The 21730-nt window shown below is 70.3% G+C and carries 20 protein-coding genes; 5 read left to right on the top strand and 15 right to left on the bottom strand.

The window, feature by feature from the left end; genetic code table 11:
• Positions 1 to 254: 254 nt before the first annotated feature.
• The 6 genes from gatB to SY2F82_RS31260 all read right to left on the bottom strand — a co-directional run bounded on the left by gatB (position 255) and on the right by SY2F82_RS31260 (position 5056).
• Positions 255 to 1769 (bottom strand): Asp-tRNA(Asn)/Glu-tRNA(Gln) amidotransferase subunit GatB, encoded by a 1515-nt coding sequence (gene gatB / locus SY2F82_RS31285; protein WP_200422537.1) that lies wholly within the window; start codon positions 1767 to 1769, stop codon positions 255 to 257.
• Positions 1770 to 1785: 16 nt separating this feature from the next.
• A complete protein-coding gene (locus tag SY2F82_RS31280; protein WP_103838024.1) occupies positions 1786 to 2028 on the bottom strand; it encodes a hypothetical protein in 243 nt (80 codons plus the stop codon).
• Positions 2025 to 3527, bottom strand: a complete 1503-nt coding sequence (gatA, locus tag SY2F82_RS31275; protein ID WP_200422536.1) for an Asp-tRNA(Asn)/Glu-tRNA(Gln) amidotransferase subunit GatA — start codon at positions 3525 to 3527, stop codon at positions 2025 to 2027. The genes SY2F82_RS31280 and gatA overlap by 4 nt, the downstream gene beginning before the upstream one ends.
• A 5-nt stretch (positions 3528 to 3532) precedes the next feature.
• The gene (gene gatC, locus SY2F82_RS31270; RefSeq protein WP_004925108.1) at positions 3533 to 3829 is read right to left on the bottom strand and encodes an Asp-tRNA(Asn)/Glu-tRNA(Gln) amidotransferase subunit GatC; all 297 of its coding nucleotides are present in this window, start codon (positions 3827 to 3829) and stop codon (positions 3533 to 3535) included.
• A gap of 329 nt (positions 3830 to 4158) precedes the next feature.
• A complete protein-coding gene (locus SY2F82_RS31265) occupies positions 4159 to 4653 on the bottom strand; it encodes a cupin domain-containing protein (protein WP_200422535.1) in 495 nt (164 codons plus the stop codon).
• Positions 4654 to 4684: 31 nt separating this feature from the next.
• On the bottom strand, positions 4685 to 5056 hold the full coding sequence (locus tag SY2F82_RS31260) for a DUF4267 domain-containing protein (protein ID WP_200422534.1): 372 nt from the start codon (positions 5054 to 5056) through the stop codon (positions 4685 to 4687).
• Between the two features lie 107 nt (positions 5057 to 5163).
• Between SY2F82_RS31260 and SY2F82_RS31255 the strand changes: the two genes are divergently transcribed.
• Complete coding sequence (locus SY2F82_RS31255; RefSeq protein WP_200422533.1) at positions 5164 to 5748, top strand: TetR/AcrR family transcriptional regulator; 585 nt, start codon at positions 5164 to 5166, stop codon at positions 5746 to 5748.
• A 16-nt stretch (positions 5749 to 5764) separates the two neighbouring features.
• Here the strand turns inward: SY2F82_RS31255 and SY2F82_RS31250 are convergent, their stop codons facing one another.
• The 5 genes from SY2F82_RS31250 to SY2F82_RS31230 all read right to left on the bottom strand — a co-directional run bounded on the left by SY2F82_RS31250 (position 5765) and on the right by SY2F82_RS31230 (position 12944).
• Positions 5765 to 8098 carry a bifunctional diguanylate cyclase/phosphodiesterase gene (locus SY2F82_RS31250; protein WP_200422532.1) on the bottom strand — a complete coding sequence of 778 codons (2334 nt, stop codon included), beginning with the start codon at positions 8096 to 8098 and terminating at the stop codon, positions 5765 to 5767.
• A gap of 225 nt (positions 8099 to 8323) precedes the next feature.
• Positions 8324 to 10519 (bottom strand): NAD-dependent DNA ligase LigA, encoded by a 2196-nt coding sequence (gene ligA, locus SY2F82_RS31245; RefSeq protein WP_200422531.1) that lies wholly within the window; start codon positions 10517 to 10519, stop codon positions 8324 to 8326.
• A 15-nt stretch (positions 10520 to 10534) separates the two neighbouring features.
• Positions 10535 to 11542, bottom strand: a complete 1008-nt coding sequence (locus tag SY2F82_RS31240) for a methionine synthase (RefSeq protein WP_200422530.1) — start codon at positions 11540 to 11542, stop codon at positions 10535 to 10537.
• A gap of 148 nt (positions 11543 to 11690) precedes the next feature.
• Complete coding sequence (locus SY2F82_RS31235) at positions 11691 to 12389, bottom strand: SDR family oxidoreductase (RefSeq protein WP_200422529.1); 699 nt, start codon at positions 12387 to 12389, stop codon at positions 11691 to 11693.
• A 15-nt stretch (positions 12390 to 12404) separates the two neighbouring features.
• Positions 12405 to 12944, bottom strand: a complete 540-nt coding sequence (locus SY2F82_RS31230) for a TIGR00730 family Rossman fold protein (RefSeq protein WP_200422528.1) — start codon at positions 12942 to 12944, stop codon at positions 12405 to 12407.
• A 51-nt stretch (positions 12945 to 12995) separates the two neighbouring features.
• Here SY2F82_RS31230 and SY2F82_RS31225 point away from each other — a divergent pair, with 51 nt between their 5' ends.
• Both SY2F82_RS31225 and SY2F82_RS31220 read left to right on the top strand, forming a co-directional pair.
• Complete coding sequence (locus SY2F82_RS31225) at positions 12996 to 13319, top strand: DUF427 domain-containing protein (protein WP_200422527.1); 324 nt, start codon at positions 12996 to 12998, stop codon at positions 13317 to 13319.
• Between the two features lie 36 nt (positions 13320 to 13355).
• The gene (locus tag SY2F82_RS31220; protein WP_200422526.1) at positions 13356 to 14138 is read left to right on the top strand and encodes an alpha/beta fold hydrolase; all 783 of its coding nucleotides are present in this window, start codon (positions 13356 to 13358) and stop codon (positions 14136 to 14138) included.
• A gap of 97 nt (positions 14139 to 14235) precedes the next feature.
• Here SY2F82_RS31220 and SY2F82_RS31215 read toward each other — a convergent pair whose 3' ends face one another.
• The 3 genes from SY2F82_RS31215 to SY2F82_RS31205 all read right to left on the bottom strand — a co-directional run bounded on the left by SY2F82_RS31215 (position 14236) and on the right by SY2F82_RS31205 (position 19259).
• The gene (locus tag SY2F82_RS31215) at positions 14236 to 14985 is read right to left on the bottom strand and encodes a M48 family metallopeptidase (RefSeq protein WP_200422525.1); all 750 of its coding nucleotides are present in this window, start codon (positions 14983 to 14985) and stop codon (positions 14236 to 14238) included.
• Between the two features lie 50 nt (positions 14986 to 15035).
• Positions 15036 to 18605 (bottom strand): type I restriction endonuclease subunit R, encoded by a 3570-nt coding sequence (locus tag SY2F82_RS31210; RefSeq protein WP_200422524.1) that lies wholly within the window; start codon positions 18603 to 18605, stop codon positions 15036 to 15038.
• A 114-nt stretch (positions 18606 to 18719) separates the two neighbouring features.
• Positions 18720 to 19259 carry an ATP-binding protein gene (locus tag SY2F82_RS31205; RefSeq protein WP_236041901.1) on the bottom strand — a complete coding sequence of 180 codons (540 nt, stop codon included), beginning with the start codon at positions 19257 to 19259 and terminating at the stop codon, positions 18720 to 18722.
• Between the two features lie 256 nt (positions 19260 to 19515).
• On the opposite strand from SY2F82_RS31205, the gene SY2F82_RS31200 reads away from it, so the two are divergent.
• Both SY2F82_RS31200 and SY2F82_RS31195 read left to right on the top strand, forming a co-directional pair.
• Positions 19516 to 20367, top strand: coding sequence for a Scr1 family TA system antitoxin-like transcriptional regulator (locus SY2F82_RS31200; protein WP_200422523.1), 852 nt, complete (start codon positions 19516 to 19518; stop codon positions 20365 to 20367).
• A gap of 2 nt (positions 20368 to 20369) precedes the next feature.
• A complete protein-coding gene (locus tag SY2F82_RS31195; protein WP_308437800.1) occupies positions 20370 to 20576 on the top strand; it encodes a DUF397 domain-containing protein in 207 nt (68 codons plus the stop codon).
• A gap of 15 nt (positions 20577 to 20591) precedes the next feature.
• Here SY2F82_RS31195 and SY2F82_RS31190 read toward each other — a convergent pair whose 3' ends face one another.
• The gene (locus SY2F82_RS31190) at positions 20592 to 21656 is read right to left on the bottom strand and encodes a restriction endonuclease subunit S (protein ID WP_200422522.1); all 1065 of its coding nucleotides are present in this window, start codon (positions 21654 to 21656) and stop codon (positions 20592 to 20594) included.
• Between the last annotated feature and the right edge of the window lie 74 nt (positions 21657 to 21730).

Below are 21730 nucleotides of genomic sequence, written 5' to 3'. Positions count from 1 at the left end.
GTATTTCGTGGATCTTTGCCCGGGGACAGCCGCTAAGAGAACTGAACAGCCCGCAAAGAACACATGAGCAATCCACAACACTTTCGCAGCCGGAAAAGATCGTTTGTCACTTTCGTGGCGTTACTCACGGGAATGGGACCCAAGTCACAGGACAATCCCAGCAACTCTGTCGCCGCATAAGGTTTTTGTAAGCGAACGAGGGGCAGTACACCAGGTTCGGTGCACTGCCCCTCGGGAGCGTTCCGCGCCGTCTCTCAGCTCTCGCTGACGCCGAGCTTCTGAAGGATCAGCTCCTTGACGCGGGCCGCGTCGGCCTGGCCGCGAGTGGCCTTCATGACGGCGCCGACCAGGGCGCCGGCCGCGGCCACCTTGCCGCCGCGGATCTTGTCCGCGATGGCCGGGTTGCCGGCGATGGCCTCGTCGACGGCGGCGGTCAGGGCGCCCTCGTCGGAGACGACCTTCAGACCGCGCTTCTCGACGACCTCGTCCGGGGCGCCCTCGCCCGCGAGGACGCCCTCGATGACCTGGCGGGCCAGCTTGTCGTTCAGGTCGCCCGACTCCACCAGCTTGGTCACGCGCGCGACCTGCTCCGGCGTGATCGGCAGCTCGTCCAGGGCCTTGCCCGACTCGTTGGCGTTGCGGGCGAGCTCGCCCATCCACCACTTGCGCGCGGCGGCCGCGTCGGCGCCCGCGTCGATGGTGGCGACGATCAGGTCCAGGGCACCGGCGTTGAGGATCGCCTGCATGTCGGTGGCGGAGACGCCCCACTCCTCGCGCAGCCGGTTGCGGCGCACCAGCGGCAGCTCGGGCAGCGAGGCGCGCAGCTCCTCGACCCACTCGCGCGGGGGCGCGACCGGCACCAGGTCCGGCTCGGGGAAGTACCGGTAGTCCTCGGCCTCCTCCTTGGTCCGGCCCGAGGTGGTCGTGCCGGTGTCCTCGTGGAAGTGGCGGGTCTCCTGGATCACCGTGCCGCCGCTGCCGAGCACGGCGGCGTGGCGCTGGATCTCGTAGCGGCAGGCGCGCTCGACGGAGCGCAGCGAGTTGACGTTCTTGGTCTCGCTGCGGGTGCCGAACTTCTCCGCGCCCTTGGGCATCAGCGAGAGGTTCACATCACAGCGCATCTGGCCCATCTCCATGCGGGCCTCGGAGACGCCGAGCGCCCGGATGAGCTCGCGCAGCTCACGGACGTACGCCTTCGCCACCTCGGGCGCGCGCTCGCCGGCGCCGACGATCGGCTTGGTGACGATCTCGATCAGCGGGATGCCTGCGCGGTTGTAGTCCAGCAGCGAGTGCTGGGCGCCGTGGATGCGGCCGGTGGCGCCGCCGACGTGCGTCGACTTGCCGGTGTCCTCCTCCATGTGCGCGCGCTCGATCTCCACGCGGAAGGTGGTGCCGTCCTCCAGCTGCACGTCCAGGTAGCCGTTGAAGGCGATCGGTTCGTCGTACTGGGAGGTCTGGAAGTTCTTCGGCATGTCCGGATAGAAGTAGTTCTTCCGGGCGAAGCGGCACCACTCGGCGATCTCGCAGTTCAGCGCGAGACCGATCCTGATCGCGGACTCCACGCCGGTCGCGTTGACGACCGGGAGGGAGCCGGGCAGGCCGAGGCAGGTGGGGCAGGTCTGCGAGTTGGGCTCGGCGCCGAGCGCCGTGGAGCAGCCGCAGAACATCTTGGTCCTGGTGCCGAGTTCGACATGGACCTCGAGGCCCATGACGGGGTCGTACGACGCCAGCGCGTCCTCGTACGACACCAGGTCGGTCATGGTGGTCACGGTGAAACTTTCCCTCTCAGCCCAGCAGGACGTCGTCGTCGCCCAGGCGCTTCAGCTCCCGCACGAGCAGGGCCAGGCCGGTGACGATGGCGGCGGCGGACACGGCGGCGTCGATCAGGCGCAGCGTGTCGTGTTCGAGGCGGGCCTTCTTGACCTGCTTCGCGACACTGATCGCGCCGAACGCGGTGGTGGCCATGGACAGGTACGTACCGGACTTGGACTTCTTGAAGCCCTTGGCCTTGGACAGTGCCTTACTCACAGCGACGGAGCCTCCTCGAGAAGCGGGTGCCCCCACTTTTCCACGAAGGCGGCCTCGACGGCGGCGCCGACCTTGTAGAGACGGTCGTCCCTCATCGCCGGGGCGATGATCTGCAGGCCGACGGGGAGGTTGTCCTCGGGCGCCAGACCGCAGGGCAGCGACATGGCGGCGTTGCCGGCCAGGTTGACCGGGATGGTGCACAGGTCCGCCAGGTACATCGCCATCGGGTCGTCGGCGCGCTCGCCGATCGGGAAGGCGGTGGTGGGGGTCGTGGGCGACACGATCACGTCCACCTTCTCGAACGACTTCTCGAAGTCGCGGGTGATGAGCGTGCGGACCTTCTGGGCCGAGCCGTAGTAGGCGTCGTAGTAGCCGCTGGACAGGGCGTAGGTGCCGAGCATGATGCGGCGCTTGACCTCCGGGCCGAAGCCCTCCGCCCGGGTCAGCGAGGTGACCTCCTCGGCGGAGTGCGTGCCGTCGTCACCGGTGCGCAGGCCGTAGCGCAGGCCGTCGAAGCGGGCGAGGTTGCTGGAGCACTCGCTCGGCGCGATCAGGTAGTACGCCGCCAGCGCCAGGTCGAAGGACGGGCAGTCCAGCTCGACGATCTCCGCGCCCAGCTCCTTCAGGAGCGCGACGGACTCGTCGAAGCGCTGCAGGACGCCGGCCTGGTAGCCCTCGCCCCGGAACTGCTTGACGACACCGACGCGCATGCCCTCGACGGAGCCGTTGCGCGCGGCCTCGACGACCGGCGGGACCGGGGCGTCGATGGAGGTGGAGTCCAGCGGGTCGTGGCCCGCGATGACCTCGTGCAGCAGGGCCGCGTCCAGGACCGTACGGGCGCAGGGACCGCCCTGGTCCAGGGAGCTGGAGAAGGCGACCATGCCGTAGCGGGAGACACCGCCGTAGGTCGGCTTGACGCCGACCGTGCCGGTGACGGCCGCGGGCTGGCGGATGGAGCCGCCGGTGTCGGTGCCGATGGCCAGGGGCGCCTGGAAGGAGGCGAGCGCGGCGCTCGACCCACCTCCGGAACCGCCGGGGATACGGGTGAGGTCCCACGGGTTGCCGGTCGGCCCGAACGCGCTGTTCTCCGTCGAGGACCCCATGGCGAACTCGTCCATGTTGGTCTTGCCGAGGATGACGACGTCGGCTGCCTTCAGCTTCTTGGTGAGGGTCGCGTCGTACGGCGGGATCCAGCCCTCGAGGATCTTGGAGCCGACGGTGGTCGGGATGCCCTCGGTGGTGAAGATGTCCTTCAGCGCGAGGGGCACACCGGCGAGCGGGCCGAGCTTCTCGCCGCGCTCCCGCTTCTCGTCGACGGCACGGGCCTGGGCGAGCGCGCCCTCACGGTCGACGTGCAGGAAGGCGTGCACCTTCTCGTCGACGGCCTCGATCCGGGCGAGGTGGGCCTCGGTGACCTCGACCGCGGTCAGCTCGCCGGAGGCGATCTTCGCCGCGGTCTCGGCGGCGGTGAGCCGGATGATGCTGTTCTTGTCCGTCATGGCGGCTACTCCTCCCCCAGGATCTGCGGCACCTTGAAACGCTGCTGCTCCTGGGCCGGGGCGCCGGACAGCGCCTGCTCGGGGGTGAGCGACGGACGGACCTCGTCCGGGCGCATGACGTTCGTCAGCGGCAGCGGGTGAGAGGTCGGCGGTACGTCTTGGTCGGCGACCTCGCTGACGCGGGCGACCGCGCCGATGATGTCGTCGAGCTGGCCTGCGAAGTGGTCGAGCTCTTCGGGCTTCAGCTCCAGACGCGCCAGCCGGGCGAGGTGGGCGACCTCCTCGCGCGTGATGCCAGGCATGCAGCGATCCTCTGGGGTGAGTGTGTGTGGTTTGGACCTAGGGCCTGTCGGCACATTCCCGTCGTCCGCCCGAAGGGCGGGCCGTGCGGCGTCTGGTGCGTGCGATCGCAAGGCGCCGGAGCGTCCTCGTGGCGGAGCCACGTGGACGATTCGGCAACCCGGCTGGGGGTCCCCCCTGCTCGAAGAGCTTGGGGGAGTGCGTGCCAGGCGTCGCACGGCAGGCGGGAATGTGTCGACAGGTCCCAATCCTATGGGGCGGGGGCCGGTCGCCGTGAAACGGTTTGCCGGGCCCGCCCCTCGGCTTCGCGCCCGGGAAGGACGCCCGCCCCTCAGCCCCGGTGCCCTTCCCACGCCTCGCTGCGCAGGAAGTGGTTGTCGTACAGGTCCTGCACCTCCAGCAGGCTCTCCGGGGTGGCCTCGCCGAGGGCGATGCGCTGGAGGTGACGGAAGTACTCGAAGCGCTCGACGCCCGGGGTGATGACGATGAGCAGGTCGGCGTCCGCACCGGGCACGGCGGCGAAGGCGTGCGGCTTGCCGGGCGGGACGATGACGAGGTCGCCGGGTCCGGCGGTGACGACGTCCTCCCCGGAGAGGATGTCGGCGGCGCCGTCGAGCAGGAAGAACATCTCGGCGGAGTTGTCGTGCCAGTGCGGCTTGGCGCCGTCGGCGCCGCCCTTGAGGGTGACGCGCTGGGTGGACAGGGCGCCGCCGGTCGCGCTGCTGTCGGCGAGCAGACGGATGGTGGTGGGCGCGCGGCCGACGACTTCGGCCTCGGCCTCGCGAACGATCACGGACTCCTCGAACTTCGGCACGAACAGCGACATGTGTGACCCCCTGGTGTCGGTATCGGTGTGATCAGACGGCGAAGAGCAGGCCGGCACTGATCAGTACAACGACCGCGGTGGCGAAGTGGATCCCGAAGGCCACGGCCTTCGTGCCGCCGTGACGCAGGACTATCAGCGTGTCGAGGAACGGGACGAGTGCCACGCAGACCATGAACCAGGCCTCGGCACGAGCACCGGCGAAGGCCAGCAGCGCCAGGCCCACCAGCCCGAAGGTGCCGTCCCTGAGGCCCTTGATCGACAGGTAGGCGCCGGCTTCGCCGTGGGGGTCGGCGGGGACGCCGTAACCGGCCGCGGCGGCGGCGGGCTGGAACCAGAAGCGGTAGCCGATGAACACGCAGAGCAGGTTGAGCAGGACGGCCAGGGTGTAAGCGGTGACGGTCATGTCTCTTCTCCCCCATCGAGGTGGACCAGCGTCACTAGCGGCGCTAGCGGCAAGAGCGACACTAACAGAGCATCGACAGATTGGCTAGCATCGCTAGACTTGCACGTGTGCCCATCCAGACGCGCCGGGAGCGCGAACGAGCGGAACGCGAGCGGCTGATCGTGACGGCCGCGCGGGAACTGGCGGAGGCCGAGGGCTGGGACGCCGTCACCACCCGGCGGCTCGCCGCCGAGATCGAGTACAGCCAGCCCGTGCTGTACAGCCACTTCAAGGGCAAGGACGCCATCATGGCGGCGGTCGCGGTGCAGGGTTGCGCGGACTTGGCGGGCGAGCTGCGCGCGGCGCGTACGGCGGCCGAGGGCGCGCGCGGGGCACCGGCAGCGGTGGGGAAGGCGTACACGGACTTCGCGCGGCGACGGCCCGCGCTCTACGACGCCTTGTTCACCCACAGCGTGGACCTGCCGTTCGCGACACCGCAGGCGCTCGCGGCCCTGCAGAAGGCGTTCGGCGAACTGCTCCGGGCCGTGGAACCCGTCGCGCACGAGGGCGACGACCCGGGCCTGCTCGCGGAGACGTACTGGGCCGGGCTGCACGGCCTGGTCATGCTGATGCGCAGCGGACGCCTGCCGGCCCAGGCCCATGAGCGCCGGCTCGCCCTGCTGATCGGGCACTTCGCGGCGGGAACGAGCTGATCACGCGGCCGTCGGGTCAGCCGAGCCGCCCCGGGTCGTCGGCGGTGGCCGCCGGCAGCGCGGCCCGGGGACGCTGCCACCCGCGCACACCACGGGCCCGCAGCCACGCCGTCGTCTCCTCCGCGGGCATCGCCGCGGCGACCAGCCACCCCTGCACCGCGTCGCAGCCCAGGTCCCGCAGCCGCTCCCACGTCTCGTCGTCCTCGACGCCCTCGGCCACGACGAGCAGGCCCAGCGAATGTGCGAGGTCCACCGTGCAGCGCACGATCTCGGCGTCCTCCGCGTCCACCGCGAGCCGCGCCACGAACGACCGGTCGATCTTCAGCTCACTCACCGGCAGCCGCCGCAGATGCACGAGCGACGAGTAGCCCGTACCGAAGTCGTCCAGCGACATCTTCACGCCGTGCCCGGCCAGCCCCGCCAGCGTGTCCGCGGCCCGCTGGGGGTCCTCCAGGAGCACGTGTTCCGTGATCTCCAGCTGGAGCGCCCCCGCCGGAACCCCGTGCCGCGCCAGCCGCGCCGCGACCGACCCGGCGAACCCCGGCGTGTGGACGTCGCGCGGCGAGACGTTCACCGCGACCGGCACCGTGAGACCCTGCGCGCGCCACCGCGCCACCTGCTCGAGCGCCGTCTCCAGCACGTACTCCGTCAGGTGGGGCATCAGCCCCGACGACTCGGCGATCGCGATGAACTCGTCCGGCGGCACCTTCCCGCGCTCGGGATGCACCCACCGCACGAGCGCCTCGAGCCCGGCGACCTGCCCGTCGAAGCGCACCTTCGGCTGGTAGTGCAGCTGCACCTCGTGCGCGTCCAGCGCGCGCCGCAGATCCCCCAGCAGCCCGAGCCGGTCGGGAGTGTTCGAGTCCCGCTTGGACTCGTACACCTCCACCCCGGTGCGGTCCCGCTTCGCCTGGTACATCGCCACGTCCGCCCGCCGCAGCAGCCCCTCGGCGTCCAGCGCGTGGTCGGGGAAGACGGCGACCCCCGCGCTGGCCTCCAGGACGAGCGTGAGCCCGTCCAAGTCGAGCGGCGAGCTGAGCGCGGCGACCAGGTTGCGGGCCGCCCTCGACGCGGACGTCGTGGAGTCCGCGACGGGCAGTAAGACCGCGAACTCGTCGCCCCCGAGCCGCGCGGCCTCGGCCCCGCGCGGCAGCGCCAGCCGCAGCCGCTCGGCCACCTGCAGCAGCAGTCGGTCGCCCGCGAGATGGCCCAGCGTGTCGTTCACGGACCGGAAGCGGTCGAGGTCGATCAGCATCAGGGCGGCCCGGGCCCCGATCCGCTCGGCGTCGTCGAGGGCCGTCCAGGTGCGCTCCAGCAGCCACTGGCGGTTGGGCAGCCCGGTCAGCCCGTCGCGCAGCTGCTCCTCGGCGCGGGCACGGGCTATCCACAGGGTGGAGTCCAGGGCGATGAGCGGGATGGAGAACAGCGGCAGCAGCACCGGCACCGCGACGGCGACGACACAGACCAGCGGGGCGATGCCGAGCAGCGCGACGGCGACGAGTCCGTGCCGGACCAGGGCGGTGCGGGCGACGGTGGGCAGGCCGCCGGTGCGCGGCGCGTGCAGGTACCACAGCAGCAGCCGGGTCACGGCGAGGTACGCGACGGCGACGAGGACGACCTGGGGGGCGGCGTAGAAGGTCCAGGTGCTCGGGTCCCAGGGCGTCTCGACGGTCGGGACGCGCCCGAAGGCGGCCAGTACGAGGGCTCCGGCGCCGATGCCGAGGAGGTCGACCGCGCCGTGCAGTACGCCCTGCCGCCAGCGGCCCAGCCGGGCTGCGCCGACCAGGACGACCACGGTGAGGCTGACCATCACGGCGGGCACCCAGCCGTACAGCAGCAGGACGGCGAGGGTGAGGGCGGCGCCCGAGCCCGTGCCGCCCCACCAGCGGGAGCGGCCCAGCATGACCAGGTGGCCGACGATGACGCCGGTGAGCAGGGCCAGGGACCAGCCGACGGCCCCGGAAGGGAACAGCGCGTGGTTTTCGCCGAACGCGCGGTAGAAGCCGGCGCCGAGGACGAACCCGGCGGCCGCGACGACCACCGCCGGCAGCGCGGGCCACGAGAGGTGCCGCCCCCCGTCGCGCCCGGGCGGCCCGGAGGAACTCCCGTCGGCGAGCGCGCCGGTGCCGGGCGGCAGGGCCGGCAGCGAGGTCGTGCCCGGGGTGCTCCCCGCCGGGACTCCGGCGACGGGGCCGGCGGGCGCCCCCGGCAGGGCGCGTAGCAGGGCACACGGGCCGCCCGTACCCGCGTGCCCGGACGGCCGTACGATCCGGCGCCCCGCCCGCCAGGCGCCGGACACCCGGCGCAGGCGCAGCCGTGAGTCCGGGGCGGCGCTCTTGGTCGGTTCCATTCCCGTCCCTCTCACAGCCGGTGCCCTCGCCACGCGGCCCGATTGCCCGACGAACCGTCAACGGCACCGCGACTGAAAACCCACCACGCGTCGGGGCACGGCAGGCGCACAGCTCAACAGTAGGCCGCAGAAGGCTTTCACGGGCAGCGGTCGTCGACGGTTGCCCGAATGCGACCCGGCCACCCGTATGCATCTGATATGCGCCGAACGGGTGACCTTCAACCGCTACTCCCCGGTCGGAAGCGCGACTTCCGCAGCTGCTTCCGGCCCTCGTTCCAACAGGACGGCGAAACCGTCCTCATCCAGCACGGGGACCTTCAGCTGCATGGCCTTGTCGTACTTCGATCCGGGATTCTCGCCCACCACGACGAAGGACGTCTTCTTGGAGACAGAACCGGTCACTTTCGCACCACGGCTCTGCAGCGCCTCCTTGGCGCCGTCCCGGGTGTACTGCCCGAGCGTTCCGGTGACGACCACCGTGAGCCCCTCCAGCGGACGCGGTCCCTCGTCCTCGCCGGAACCCTCCTCCTCCATACGGACGCCCGCGGCCTTCCACTTGCGGATGATGTCGCGGTGCCAGTCCTCGGCGAACCACTGCTTGAGGGAGGCGGCGATGATGGGCCCGACCCCGTCGGTGGCCGCCAGCTCCTCTTCGCTCGCCTGGTCGATCCGTTCGATCGACCGGAACTCTCGGGCCAGCGCCTCGGCCGCCACCGGGCCGACGTGACGGATCGACAGGCCGGTGAGGACGCGGGCGAGCGGACGCTCCTTGGCGGCCGCGATGTTCTCCAGCATCGCGAGCGCGTTCTTCTTCGGCTCGCCCTGCTGGTTGGCGAAGACCGTGGCGATCTTCTCCTCGCCGGTCTTCGGGTCACGCTTGGGCAGGCCGCTGTCCTGGTCGAGGACGTACGCCTTGATGGGCAGCAGCTGTTCGACGGTGAGGTCGAACAGGTCACCCTCGTCCTTCAGCGGTGGCTCGGAAGGCTCCAGGGGCTGGGTGAGGGCGGCAGCGGCGACGTATCCGAAATGTTCGATGTCCAGCGCCTTGCGGCCCGCCAGGTAGAAGAGGCGCTCGCGCAACTGAGCGGGGCAGGAACGTGCGTTCGGGCAACGTAGGTCGACGTCGCCCTCCTTCATGGGCCGCAGCGGTGTGCCGCACTCGGGGCACTCGGACGGCATCACGAACTCGCGCTCGGTGCCGTCACGCAGGTCGACGACCGGGCCGAGGATCTCCGGGATGACGTCACCGGCCTTGCGCAGCACCACCGTGTCGCCGATGAGCACACCCTTGGCCTTGACCACGTCCTGGTTGTGCAGGGTGGCGAACTCGACCTCCGAGCCGGCCACCGTGACCGGCTCGACCTGCGCGTACGGCGTGACCCGGCCCGTACGCCCCACGCCCACGCGGATGTTGATGAGCTTGGTGTTGACCTCCTCCGGGGCGTACTTGTACGCGATCGCCCAGCGCGGGGCGCGGGAGGTGGAGCCGAGGCGGCCCTGGAGCGGGATCTCGTCGAGCTTGACGACGACTCCGTCGATCTCGTGCTCCACGGAGTGGCGGTTCTCCCCGAAGTAGGCGATGAACTGCCGTACGCCGTCGAGGTCGTCGACCACCTTGTTGTGCCGGGCGGTGGGCAGGCCCCAGGACTTCAGCAGGTCGTACGCCTCGGAGAGGCGGGTGAGGCCGTCCTTGAAGCCCTTCAGGGCGCCGATGCCGTGGACCACCATGTGCAGCGGGCGGGTGGCCGTGATGCGCGGGTCCTTCTGGCGCAGGGAACCGGCCGCCGCGTTGCGCGGGTTGGCGAAGGGTTTGTCGCCGCCCGCCACCAGCCGGGCGTTGAGTTCCTCGAACTTCTCCATCGGGAAGTAGACCTCGCCGCGGATCTCCACGAGGTCGGGGACGTGGTCGCCCTCGAGGCGGTCCGGGATCTCCGTGATCGTGCGGACGTTCGGGGTGATGTCCTCGCCGGTGCGGCCGTCGCCACGGGTCGCCGCGCGCGTGAGGCGGCCCTGCTCATAGGTGAGGTTGACCGCGAGGCCGTCGACCTTCAACTCGCACAGGAAGTGGTACGCGGAGGTGCCGACCTCCTTGGCGACGCGGTCGGCCCAGGCGGCGAGCTCCTCGTCGTCGAACGCGTTGTCCAGGGAGAGCATGCGTTCGCGGTGCTGGACGGCCGTGAACTCCGTCGCGTACGCCCCCGCGACCTTCTGGGTGGGCGAGTCGGGGGTGCGCAGCTCCGGGTACTGCTCCTCGAGCGCTTCGAGGGAACGCAGGAGCCGGTCGAACTCCGCGTCGCTGATGACGGGAGCGTCCTTCACGTAGTACCGGAAGCGGTGCTCCTCGATCTGCTCGGCGAGCTGCGCGTGCTGCTCCCGGGCCTCGGCGGGCACCGTCGTCTCCGCTTGCTTGTCGCCGGCCACCGTGTTGTCCTCCCGTTACTCTGGGTTGTCCGCGAGGGATCTCGCCGCCCGGACGCAGTGGGCGAGCACCTTGCGCGCGTAGTCCGGCGAGGCGCCCGCGAGCCCGCACGTCGGCGTGACCGTGACCGCGTCCGTGAGAAGCCCCGGATTCAGCCCCAGCCTGCGCCACAGCGTCCTGACACCCATGACGCTACCGGCAGGGTCTGACAATGGGCCGTCCGTGGACGGCACGACCCCGGCGAACAGCCGTGTACCCCCTTCGACGGCTTCCCCGATCGCCTCGTCGTCACGCTCGGTGAGCAGGGAGAAGTCGAAGGAGACGGCGGCGGCACCGGCCCTGCGCAGGAGGGCGAACGGAACGTCCGGGGCGCAGGAGTGCACCACGACCGGGCCGTCCGCGTGCACGCCGACCACGTCGCGCAGCGTGGCCTCGACGATCTGCCGGTCGACGGCGCGGTGGGTGCGGTAGCCGCTCGCGGTCTTCACCCGGCCGCGCAGGACGGCGGTGAGGGACGGCTCGTCGAGCTGGAGCACGATCCGGGCGCCGGGGACGCGCCTGTTCACCTCGTCGAGGTGGAGTCGCAGACCCTCGGCGAGCGAGCCGGCGAGGTCGCGGCAGGCGCCCGGGTCGGAGAGGGCGGCCTCGCCGTTCTTCAGCTCCAGCGCGGCGGCGAGCGTCCACGGGCCCACCGCCTGCACCTTCAGCGGCCCCTCATAGTCCTGGGTGAACTCCTCGAGCGCGTCGAGGTCCTCGCCGAGCCAGGAGCGGGCCCGCCGGGTGTCCCGGCCCGGCCGGTCCCCGAACCGCCAGCCGCTCGGCTCCACGCGCGCGTACAGGTCGACGAGCATCCCCGCGGTCCGCCCGATCATGTCCGCGCCGGGCCCCCGCGCGGGCAGCTCGGCCACAAACGGAAAGTCCTCGAAGCTCCCGGTGACGGTCTTGGCCGCCTCCCGGGCGTCCCCACCGGGCATGGAACCCACGCCGGTGGCGGCACCGAAGGTGAACTGGCTGTTCTCACTCACCCCGGCAGCGTAGGCCCTCCCGGCCGGACCGCACTCGGGGACCTCCACCGGCGGGCGCCCGGTGGCACAGCCCCGACTGGGGGCCGCGCCCCCCGAACCCCCATCGGCCCTCTGCCTCGTCCTCAATCGCCGGACGAGGTGCACATCACTACCGCCCCGGTCGCACGGTCAGGTCGTTGACCACCGCGTCCCCCGGCAGGTCCAGGCACATCAGGACCGTCGTCGCCACCGACTCGGGATCGATCCACCGGGACGGGTCGTACTGCTTGCCCTCCTGCTGGTGGACCTTGGCCTGCATCGGGCTCGCGGTGCGGCCGGGGTAGACGGAGGTGACCCGGACGCCGTTCGCGTGCTCCTCCTCGCGCAGGGAGTCCGCGAGGGCCTTCAGGCCGTGCTTGGAGGCCGCGTACGCCGACCACTCCGCGTGGGCGTTCAGGCCGGCCCCGGAGTTCACGAACACGACGTGGCCGCGTGCGGCCCGCAGCTGCGGCAGGAAGAGGCGGGTCAGCTCGGCGGGTGCGATCAGGTTGACGTTCAGCTGGTGGTGCCAGGACTTCGGGGTCAGCTCGCCCACCCGGCCCAGGTCGACCACGCCCGCGATGTGCAGCAGGGAGTCCACCCGGTCCGGCGGGCTCTGGTGCGAGAGGGCCCAGGACAGCCTGTCGGGCTCCGCGAGGTCGCCCACCAGCGTCCGCGCCCCGGGGAACTCCGCCGCCAGCTCCTTCGCCCGGCCCGCGTCGCGCGCGTGCAGCACCAGGTCGTCCCCGCGCGCGTGCAGGCGGCGGGCGACGGCCGCGCCGATGCCGGAGCCCGCACCGGTGATCACATGAGTAGCCATGCCCGCCATGCTCGCACCACCGCGTCACTGGATTCCCAGCGACTCCTCCAGGTACGCCAGCGCCCCCACCGGCTCCTCGGCGAAGAACACCAGGTCCGCGAGGGGCCTGGGCAGGAAGCCCTCGTCCTCCATGCGCCGGAACTGCTCCTTCAGGCCGTCGTAGAAGCCCGCGGTGTTCAGCAGGACCACCGGCTTGTCGGTGTGCCCGTGCTTCTTCAGCTCCAGGATCTCGGTCGCCTCGTCCAGCGTCCCCGTGCCACCCACCATGATCACGACCGCGTCGGCCTTCTCCAGGAGCAGCCTCTTGCGTTCGGCGAGGTCCCTGGCGACCACCATCTCGTCGACGCCCGCCCTCGCCCGGTCCGAGAGGAACTCGACGGAGACGCCCACCAGCCGCCCGCCGGCCTCGTGCACCCCGTCCGCGACCACCTTCATCAGCCCGACGTCGGAGCCGCCCCACACCAGGGTGTGCCCGCCCTTGCCGAGCAGTTCGGCGAACTCGCGGGCGGGCCGCGTGTAGGTCTCGGAGAGGTCGGCGGCGGAGAGGAAGACGCAGATGTTCATGCCGACCACCGTACGCGGGAAGAACCGGGTCCCCGCGAGCGCTTTTCAGGTATGGCCGAAGGACACACGATCACCATCGAGCAGGGCGACCGGCACGTGCGCGTGGTGCACGGCGGACAGGTCCTGGCGGACAGCGACCGCGCCCTGGTGCTGCGCGAGACCGGCTGTCCCGTGCGGTACTACATCCCCGTCGAGGACGTCCGGACGGACCTCCTGACCCCCTCGGACACCCACACGGTCTGCCCCTTCAAGGGGACGGCGTCGTACTGGTCCCTGCCGGACGCGCCGGACCTCGTCTGGGCGTATCCGGACCCCAAGCCGGACGTCGCCCGGATCAAGGACCACCTCTGCTTCTACGAAGTAGAGGTGTCGTGACCGATCGGCGGCGTGGTCTGCGGCAGTCTCACAGTCATGGACAAGCAGACCATCTCGCGCGACGGCACCCCCATCGCCTACGAACGCACCGGTAAGGGCCCGGCGGTCGTCCTCGTGAGCGGCGCGATGTCCACGGGCGCCACGGTTGCGCCCCTGGCCGCGCGCCTCTCGGACCGCTTCAGCGTCATCGTGTACGACCGCCGGGGCCGCGGCGCGAGCGGAGACACCGCGCCGTACGCCGTGGACCGGGAGGTCGAGGACCTGGCGGCGCTCATCGAGGCCGCGGGCGGCGAGGCATCGCTGTACGGCGTCTCGTCGGGCGGCGCGCTCGTGCTGCGGGCGGCTGCGAGCGCGCTGCCCGTTCGCCACGTCGCCGTGTACGAGGCGCCGTTCGCCGACTACGGGGAGGGCGGCGCCGAGGAGCGCGCGGAGTACACCCGGAATCTGACCGAGGCGCTCGCGGCCGGGCGGCGCGGGGACGCGGTGGAACTGTTCCTGAGGCTCACCGGCCTGGCCGAGGCGGTGATCGCGACCGCCCGCCAGTCCCCCATGTGGGCGGACATGGAGGCGATCGCACACACGCTCGCCTACGACGACGCCGTGATGGGCGACGGGCTGGTGCCCCGGGAGCGGCTGGCCTCGCTCACGGTCCCCGTCCTGGCCGTCGCGGGCGACGCGAGCCCTCCGTGGCTGCGCAGGGCGGCCGAGGCGATCGCCGAGGCGGCGCCCCGAGGCACACACCGCACGCTGCAGGGCCAGACCCACATGGTGGATCCCGAGGTGCTGGCACCGGTGCTGGCGGAGTTCTTTTCCGCGTAAACCTAGGAGGGGGTGACGCTCCGCGGCGGCTCCACAATCACACATCTCGGGCGCGTGGACGAGAAACTTCCGGTGAGCTGGCGGTTCTGATCAGCCATCACCGACTTGCACACGGGCGGACCAGACCACGCCACATCATCGGCTCCTCCACGGCGAACCAGCTCTCACGCCGGTCGGCGTCAGGAAGCGCCAGTCGCATCTCTCTCCGGAAGCCAGGACCGTGCCCTGGCACCTTCAGATGGCACAGTTCGTGTGTGATCACAAAGTCGAGCAACAGCGACGGTAGCTGCATGACGGCCCAGTGCAGGGTGATCACACCGTCCGGACCACAGGCCCCCCAGTGGTCCGGCAGATCCGCAATCTCCACCGCCTTGGCCACCACCCCTACCCGGGATTGCAGAGAGGGCAGGCGGGCACGCGTCCACGCTGAGCCTTTCTCGATGTACCAGGCAGCGATGCGGCGAGCGCCTTCGTCAGCGCTCGCGCATCGGGGCAGTTCGAGCCAGCCCCGATGGAGCCGCGCCTTTCGCCCGGCCGCCGGGGCCACCAGCCGCAGCCGGTACCGGCGGCCCAGGTACGCGAAGCTGCTGCCGCTGATCAGTTCCTTGACCGGCTCGGGCGGCCGCTCACCACGCCGTCTGATCTCCTCCGCCAGCCGGGGCAGCCTCCTGCGCACGGCCGAGGCCACATCCGCCGGGTCGGCGTCCGCCGGTACGGAGAACAGGACGTGACCGTCCGGAGTCACCTCGATCCCGAGCGTCGTCCGCCGCGGCCGCACATCGACGCGCCACCGCCACGCGGCAGGGAGCGGCAGCGCGGCGATGGCCTGCTGGACGGGAAGACTCACCCGCCACTTCTACCATTCGTCGCTGACAGCTCCGTCCACGTGAGGGCGTCTTACGAGGCCCTGTCCTCGCTGCGCCGGCCATAGCGCAGAAAGTCCTCGTGGCGCTCGACCGCCAGTTCCACCAGCAGGTTGGCCAGGGGGCCGGTCACCTCCCAGTCGACGTGCAGTTCGTCCTCCAGGAAGAGGCGCACCTGCTTGCGCACCCTCTCGCGCGCCTCTGGACGCCGTGGGAAGTTCGGGGACTGCACCTGGACTGCGAGGCAGGCCGCGATGTCCCGCGCGGCCTTGATCCGCTCCTGCGCCTTCGGCAGGACGGGCCCATCGGCCTCCGGGTAGTCACGCCCCAGCAGTCCGTGAATGGGCTGCTCGGTCCACGGGTCGAGACCGCCGGCCCCCGTCGCGTTCCCGCTTTCGGCGTCCCTCACCTCGCAGGCCAGGTTCTCCAGCGCGTCCGCCGCCTGTTCGAAGTCCTCCCCCATCCGGCGGATGACCTCTTCGAGCCGCTCGCTGAACCGCTCGTAGCGGGCTCGGTCGGCGTTCAGGCGCGCGGTGATGTGGGTGCTCAGGCGGCTGCGCAGGTACGACACCCGGGCCCGGGGGTCGCGGTTTGCCCGGACGCGCTCCAGGAAGTCGTCGGCGGTGAGCTGAACGGGCGGCACCCGCTCTTCGATCCCCGAGGCGATGATGTGCCGGGCGATGAGGTCACGCACCTTGGCCCCGTACCGCCGCGGGCTGAACTCGTCCCGACCGTCGAGCCGACGGGCCCGCGCCAGGTACTGCAACACGCCCACCTCATGCGCGAACGTCTCGTACGCCAAGGCCTCCAGACGCGGCAGTACGGCGTTGAGGGCGGTGAGGAAGCCGCGGACCCGTTCGTCGAACTCCCCGCACAGCAACGGGTCGTCGTCCAACCGGGCCAGCAGGTCCTCGCGCTCGTGCTCGTCACCGGGATCGGTGAGACCGAGCCTCCCGAGAAAGTCGGTGAGTCCTCGGTGACGGTCGGCAAGGAGGGCGTCGGCGGCCGCGTCGGCCTGGAGCCACAGGCGGTCGCGTGTGGGCTGGGGGCCGACGTGTTCCGGATCCAGATGGTCGAGCGAGAGATCCTGGTAACCGAGAACGGCCCGCAGGTGCGCCGCCTCGTACTCGGCAATGGAGCGGGCGAGTTCGGGACCCACGCCGACGTAGTCCACGACCAGGCCGAAGTCCTTGGCGGGGTAAGGCCGGTTCGTACGGGCGATGCCCTGGAGCAACCCGGCGCCCGTCAGCATCCGGTCCAGGTACAACACCTGTTCGGGCGGGGCGTCGAAACCGGTGAGCAGCATGGAGTTGACCACCATGAAGGCGATGGGCATGCCGTCGCCCGCGCTGCCCGAACCCGTCGGCGCGGCAGTGGGCCGGGGAGTGTCGTTCCAGGCACCGGTACTGGTGACCGCCCGACGCCGGTGCGTGGAGCGCCGTGCATCGGTGTTCCAGGGCTGCCTCACACCGGGATCCCGTGCCGGCACCCCCTGCTTGAAGCGCTCGATGTGGTCGTCCTGGCACCGCTTGTCCGTCCACGGTTCCCACGCGCGGTCATCTCCCCGGCGCCCCGAGATAACGGCCGCGATCTCGATGCGGGCGAGCAGGCCGCGGTAGCTCGCGAGGCGGATCAGCTCCCGTCGCTCGGGGTCCGTCTCCCGCTCCTCAGCCTCCGGGTCGTACCGGAGGGCACCGAGGGCGTCGATCCGGCGGACGAGTCGGTCCCGAGCGGCGGTCAACTCCTGCTGGTAGAGGACGGCGGCCCGCCGGGAGACCGCGACGACCTGGGCGCTGAGACCGTCCCTCATCGCGGTGGTGGCCCAGTGCCACATCATGTGCTCGGCCTTGACCCGGATGACGGACGGGGACTGGAGGATCTCCTTGCGCCGCCCGAACTTCCGCAGCGCCCGGCGGCGCCGGTCCGGATCGGCGGGGATACGCTCGTCGAACCCGGCGTCCAACCGGGCCTTGTCCAGCACCTCCAACGACACGCTCTCGGCCGCGTACCGCACGGGCACGACGGCGCGGTCACGCTCGGCGTCACGCAGCGTGTAGGTGTCGAGGAACGGGCCGAAGACCTCCTCGGTGGTCTTGTGGACCCGGCTGATGAGAGGGGTGCCGGTGAAGCCGACCATCACGGCGTTCGGCAGCATGGCCCGCAGCCGGGCGTGCTGCCAGGCGTACTGGCCCCGGTGGGCCTCGTCCACCAGGACGATGATGTCGTGCGCGCCGTTGGCCACTTGGTTGTGGACATGGTCGGTGCCGCCGGGCTCGGTGGCCAGGAACTCCTCACGCCCGTCGAAGGCGGTGTCGTCGCGGCGCGCCTTCTGCAGCATGACCAGGACGACGTCGGGCACGTCCACCGCCAGGTAACGGCGGGCCTGCCGAACGTTCCGTGACCGGTAGATCCGCTCGTTCGCGGCGGCAAGGCTGCGACGGATCTGCTTCTCCAGGTCGCGCCGGTCGGTGACGACGACGACCTTGTGCCCCGACAGCTCCGGCGTGCTGCGCAGATGGCGTACGAGGAACGCCATGGTGAGGCTCTTGCCGGAGCCCTGGGTGTGCCAGGTGAGGCCGCCGCGGTGGTGGGTCTCCTTCCCGGCGGCATGGGCTTCCCGGCGCTCGCGCAGCATGCGGGCGATCCGGTGCACGGCGCGGAACTGCTGGTAGCGCCCGATGACCTTGACGGTACGGGGCCCGCGCCCGGCCTGCGTGGTGAAGTCCCGTACGAGACTGAGCAGGTGGGCCGGGCGCAGCACACCGGCGACGAGAATCTCCTGCCCGGTGAGCTTCCGCCCCTCGGACGCGCCCAGTTCCGCACGGACGTCCTGCTCACGGGCCGGGTAGCAGGTGCGCCAGGCGGCGAAGTCGGCCGGCTCGGCGGTGACGGTGCCGATCTCGGCGTGGGTTCCGTCGGTCGCCACGAGGACCTGGGCGAACCGCGTGAACTCCGTTACGGCGTCGGCTTGGTCGGCACCGGCGTACCCGACGACCTGGCCGACGGCGGCGTCCAGCGCGATCCGGCTCTCCGGGCTCGCCAGGACGGGCGCCTTGCACTCGATGACGGCCCAGGGCAGGCCGTTGACGAACAGAACCAGGTCCGGCGTAGCCCTTGGCGGCCCTCCGCGCTCGACGCGGAACTGCGAGACCGCCAGCAGGTCGTTTCCGCGCGGATCGCTGTCGCTGCGGCGGGCGGGCTGCTCCCAGTCGACGAGGCGTACGTGCTCGGGCTGCCCCTTCCGCCAGCCCGGGAGTGTACGGGCGTTGACGCCCTCGCGGAGCATGGCGGTCACGTGCAGATTCCCGGCGACCCCACGGGAGGCGTGCGGGTCCTGTCCCTGTCCACGCCCCATGAGTCGGTCCAGGATGAACCGCAACTGCTCATTGCCAAGCCAGCGTTCGCCGTCCGGACCGGGGTTGAGACGGGAGACGGCATCGAAGAACCGCTTCTCGTAGACCACCTCCTGAAAGGAGGCACGGCCCGAGTCGGCGGGGCCGGCGGCCGGCGCGCCGGGCGGCGCCCCCTCACAGTGCGTCCACCCCATGGCGACGAGCTGGTCGATCAGAGGTTTCTCGACCAGCTCGTACTCCGGCTGCGCCATCCCCGGAACTCCCGCCCCTCGTCACTCGGCCCGCCCCTGTGCGAACAGGGGTAGGAGCTGAGTCTAGTGACCGGGACCGACAGTGGGGGCATGCAGCGAACAGACGTCCGGGACTCAGGCGGCGAGCGCGGGTGGTTCGGGCTCCGGCGAGTTGAGGCGCAACTCGAACCAGATCGTCTTGCCGCCCTCGCCGCCCCACGGGCCCTCATGCATCGCGCAGCCGCCCCACCGGTCCGCGAGCGCGTCGAGGATCAGCAGTCCGCGCCCACCGTCCGCGTGCGGCCCCACGGGCGCGGGGCGCGCTCCGGCGACCAGGGGCAGGTCCGGGCAGCTGTCGCACACGCTGACGCGCAGGACGGGATGCAGCCACTGGAGTCGGACGGATGCGGACCCCTTGGTGTGCCGTACCGAGTTGGTGGCCAGCTCGCAGGCCAACAGTTCTGCCCGACCGGTCAGTTCGTCGAGCCCATGCGCGCCGAGGACAGCCCGGAGGGTGACGCGGGCGACACCGGGGCCTCGCGGGTCGCGGGGGAAGTGCAACTCGTAGTGCCAGGGCGCGGTGAAGGCGAGGGGCGGAGGGTGCGGGACTCCGGTGAGCGGGTCGAGGCACGGGAGGAGGAGGGAGGGGTCCGGGTTCTGTTCCGTGTTGCTCACGTGGCACCTCCTAGGTGCGCGGTGGTGATGGTCAAGTGGGCTTGCGCCACAGGTGTTCCGCCTACGGCCGGTGGCTCCGCCGCATGCCTGAGGCTGATGCGGTGCACTTCCGCGCCGGGGAGCGGTGGCGCGCATCACAAAGTAGCGTTGCCATTTAACCCGTGCCAGCACTTACACCTATACGAGTTAAATCCTCAATTGGGAGTGGAGCGAAGCCCAAGGCGCCCGGCACACTGTGCGCCAGCGAGGAGGACGCATGGCACCTGGAAACGTCCCGACGATCCGTCAGCGACGATTCGGCTTGGAACTACGGCGATTGCGGGAGGCGGCCGGGATGTCCGCTCCGGCCGCAGCCGCTGCGTTGGGCACTGATCGGACGAACATCTCCAACATCGAGGCGGGCCGTTACGGCATCAGCGAGGAGCGGCTCCGCCGACTGGCGAGCATCTACGAGTGCAACGACCAAGCGCTCATCGACACACTCGCCTCGATGACGGGAGGGCGAAAAACAGGATGGTGGGACGAGTACCGGGGCAAGGTCCCGCCCGGACTGCTCGACATCTCGGAGCTTGAGCACTACGCGACTCGCCTGCGCACCATGCAGACATCCCACCTGCCGGGTCTTTTCCAGACCGAGGACCACGCCCGAGCGATGTTCGAGCTGGTCGTTCCCAAACTGCCCCGTCTGGAGGTGGAACTCCGCGTCGCTCACCGGCTCGGCAGGCAGCGAGTCATCTCCGGGGACGCACCTGTGCCTTACCTGGGCATCATCCACGAAGCCGCTCTGCGCATGCAGTTCGGCGGCAGGGACGTGGCACGAGCCCAGCTACGGCACCTCCTCGAAGAGAGCGAACGCGACAACGTAACGCTACTGACCATCCCGTTCGCCAATGGCGGGTTCCCCATGGCAGGCGAGTCGATCCTGTACGCAGAGGCAGAGAACCCTCACTTGGACACCGTCCACATGGACTCACCCGCCGGCCCGCTCTTCTTCGACCTCCCCACCCAGCTTGAGAACTTCCGCCTGCGACTGGACTTGGCCGAGCGTGTGGCGTTGACTGCGAAGCAGTCCGTGGAGTTCATCCACTTGATTCTCAAGGAGATGTAAGGGTGCATGTGTTGTCCGAGGCGGAGTGGCGCAGGTCGTCCTATTCGGGAGACGGCGGGAACAACTGTGTCGAGGTCGCCGTGATACCACACGGCATAGCCATACGCGACAGCAAGCGCCCCTCCCCAATCCTGACGTTCAATCCGAAGGCGTTCACAGCACTCGTACGCAGTGTCGCCGCAGGCCCACTCGGCCCGCCGACCGAGTGACCTTCCGACGCATCGTCAGGCGGCAGCGGCTCGCCCCCGGCCAGCGAGCAGGTCTTCCGCTACGGCTTGCTGGACGGTCCGGAGCTTGGAGATCTGGCGAATATGGGCCCGGATACGTCGCTGAATGGCGGCAACTCCCGCCACGGTCTGACGCTGGCCTTCCAACGGCACATCAGGGACTAGCAATTCGCGGATCGCAGCCTGACTGATGTTCTTCATGCTCGCGCTTGATCCTGTAGCCGCAGTCTGAATCTGCCTGCGGACGCCCAAGCTGGCCAGCGCAAGGGCGATGAACTCAGGGACGGCCGCACTCTTGTCCGGGACCAGCCGCAGTGTTTTGTCACTGAGCAGAAGTCGCGGTCCAGGATCGTTGGCCACACAGGCCAAACCGACGAGTTCTTCGGTGTTCGCACGCGTCATGAGCAAGTCGCCCGGCCGCACCTCGTATCGCTGATCGACGAGCTGAGGGTCACGAAGCACCTTGTTCTCGGTGCGATCGAACCATCCTGCTTGGACGGCGCTGACCTTGAGAACCCCCCACTCGCCCTCTCCAGCCGGAGCGTCTTCTGCGAGTGGGCTTTTACCCGACTCGATACCGGCCAGCCAGGCGCCCAAGGGCACACGGCGGGATGTCCCGAGGGCACTCGCTACGGAGGTTCCTTCAACTACCCGCAGCTTGGCCAGCGCCCGCTCCAGCACCCCGATCCGCCGCTCGAACGCGGCGTGGGCGGCGACGATGCGGTGCTGCTCTTCCAACGTAGGCAACGGAATCTCGATGTCTTCCACGAATGAGGCGCTGATCTTCACCATGCTGTCGCTGGTTCCTCGCGCCCCGGCGTGAATTTCACTGCGGACGGTGCTCGAACGCAAAACAATCTCCAGATAGGCGCCACTGCACCGGCGCTCGTCCGGAAAAAGCCGCATCATCAGATCCGGGTAGATGCACGGCACCCCATCGCTTGCGTACCGACCGACCATTCCTACGAGGTCACGTGTATTGGCACGGCTAATAAGCAGGTCACCGTCCGCAAGAAGAAACCTGCGGGCATGCTCGCTGTCAGGGACGTTTTTGAGCTGCACTGGACGGTAGCCCGTCGGCGTCAGACATCCAAGACCCAGCGTCCGAAGCCCGGTCCACTCGGGGACGTCTTTGG

Source organism: Streptomyces sp. Y2F8-2, from assembly GCF_014905555.1.
Taxonomy (GTDB): domain Bacteria; phylum Actinomycetota; class Actinomycetes; order Streptomycetales; family Streptomycetaceae; genus Streptomyces; species Streptomyces cynarae.
Note: the sequence above shows the minus strand (reverse complement) of the source record. Positions and strands in the feature narration are given on the sequence as shown.

Excerpts from the sequence above, each read along its gene's own strand:
- SY2F82_RS31210 (WP_200422524.1), bottom strand. The coding sequence starts at position 18,605 with ATGGCGCAGCCGGAGTACGAGCTGGTCGAGAAACCTCTGATCGACCAG.
- SY2F82_RS31225 (WP_200422527.1), top strand. The coding sequence starts at position 12,996 with ATGGCCGAAGGACACACGATCACCATCGAGCAGGGCGACCGGCACGTG.
- SY2F82_RS31220 (WP_200422526.1), top strand. The coding sequence starts at position 13,356 with ATGGACAAGCAGACCATCTCGCGCGACGGCACCCCCATCGCCTACGAA.
- SY2F82_RS31200 (WP_200422523.1), top strand. The coding sequence starts at position 19,516 with ATGGCACCTGGAAACGTCCCGACGATCCGTCAGCGACGATTCGGCTTG.
- gatC (WP_004925108.1), bottom strand. The coding sequence starts at position 3,829 with ATGCCTGGCATCACGCGCGAGGAGGTCGCCCACCTCGCCCGGCTGGCG.
- SY2F82_RS31260 (WP_200422534.1), bottom strand. The coding sequence starts at position 5,056 with ATGACCGTCACCGCTTACACCCTGGCCGTCCTGCTCAACCTGCTCTGC.
- gatA (WP_200422536.1), bottom strand. The coding sequence starts at position 3,527 with ATGACGGACAAGAACAGCATCATCCGGCTCACCGCCGCCGAGACCGCG.
- SY2F82_RS31265 (WP_200422535.1), bottom strand. The coding sequence starts at position 4,653 with ATGTCGCTGTTCGTGCCGAAGTTCGAGGAGTCCGTGATCGTTCGCGAG.
- SY2F82_RS31250 (WP_200422532.1), bottom strand. The coding sequence starts at position 8,098 with ATGGAACCGACCAAGAGCGCCGCCCCGGACTCACGGCTGCGCCTGCGC.
- SY2F82_RS31235 (WP_200422529.1), bottom strand. The coding sequence starts at position 12,389 with ATGGCGGGCATGGCTACTCATGTGATCACCGGTGCGGGCTCCGGCATC.
- SY2F82_RS31230 (WP_200422528.1), bottom strand. The coding sequence starts at position 12,944 with ATGAACATCTGCGTCTTCCTCTCCGCCGCCGACCTCTCCGAGACCTAC.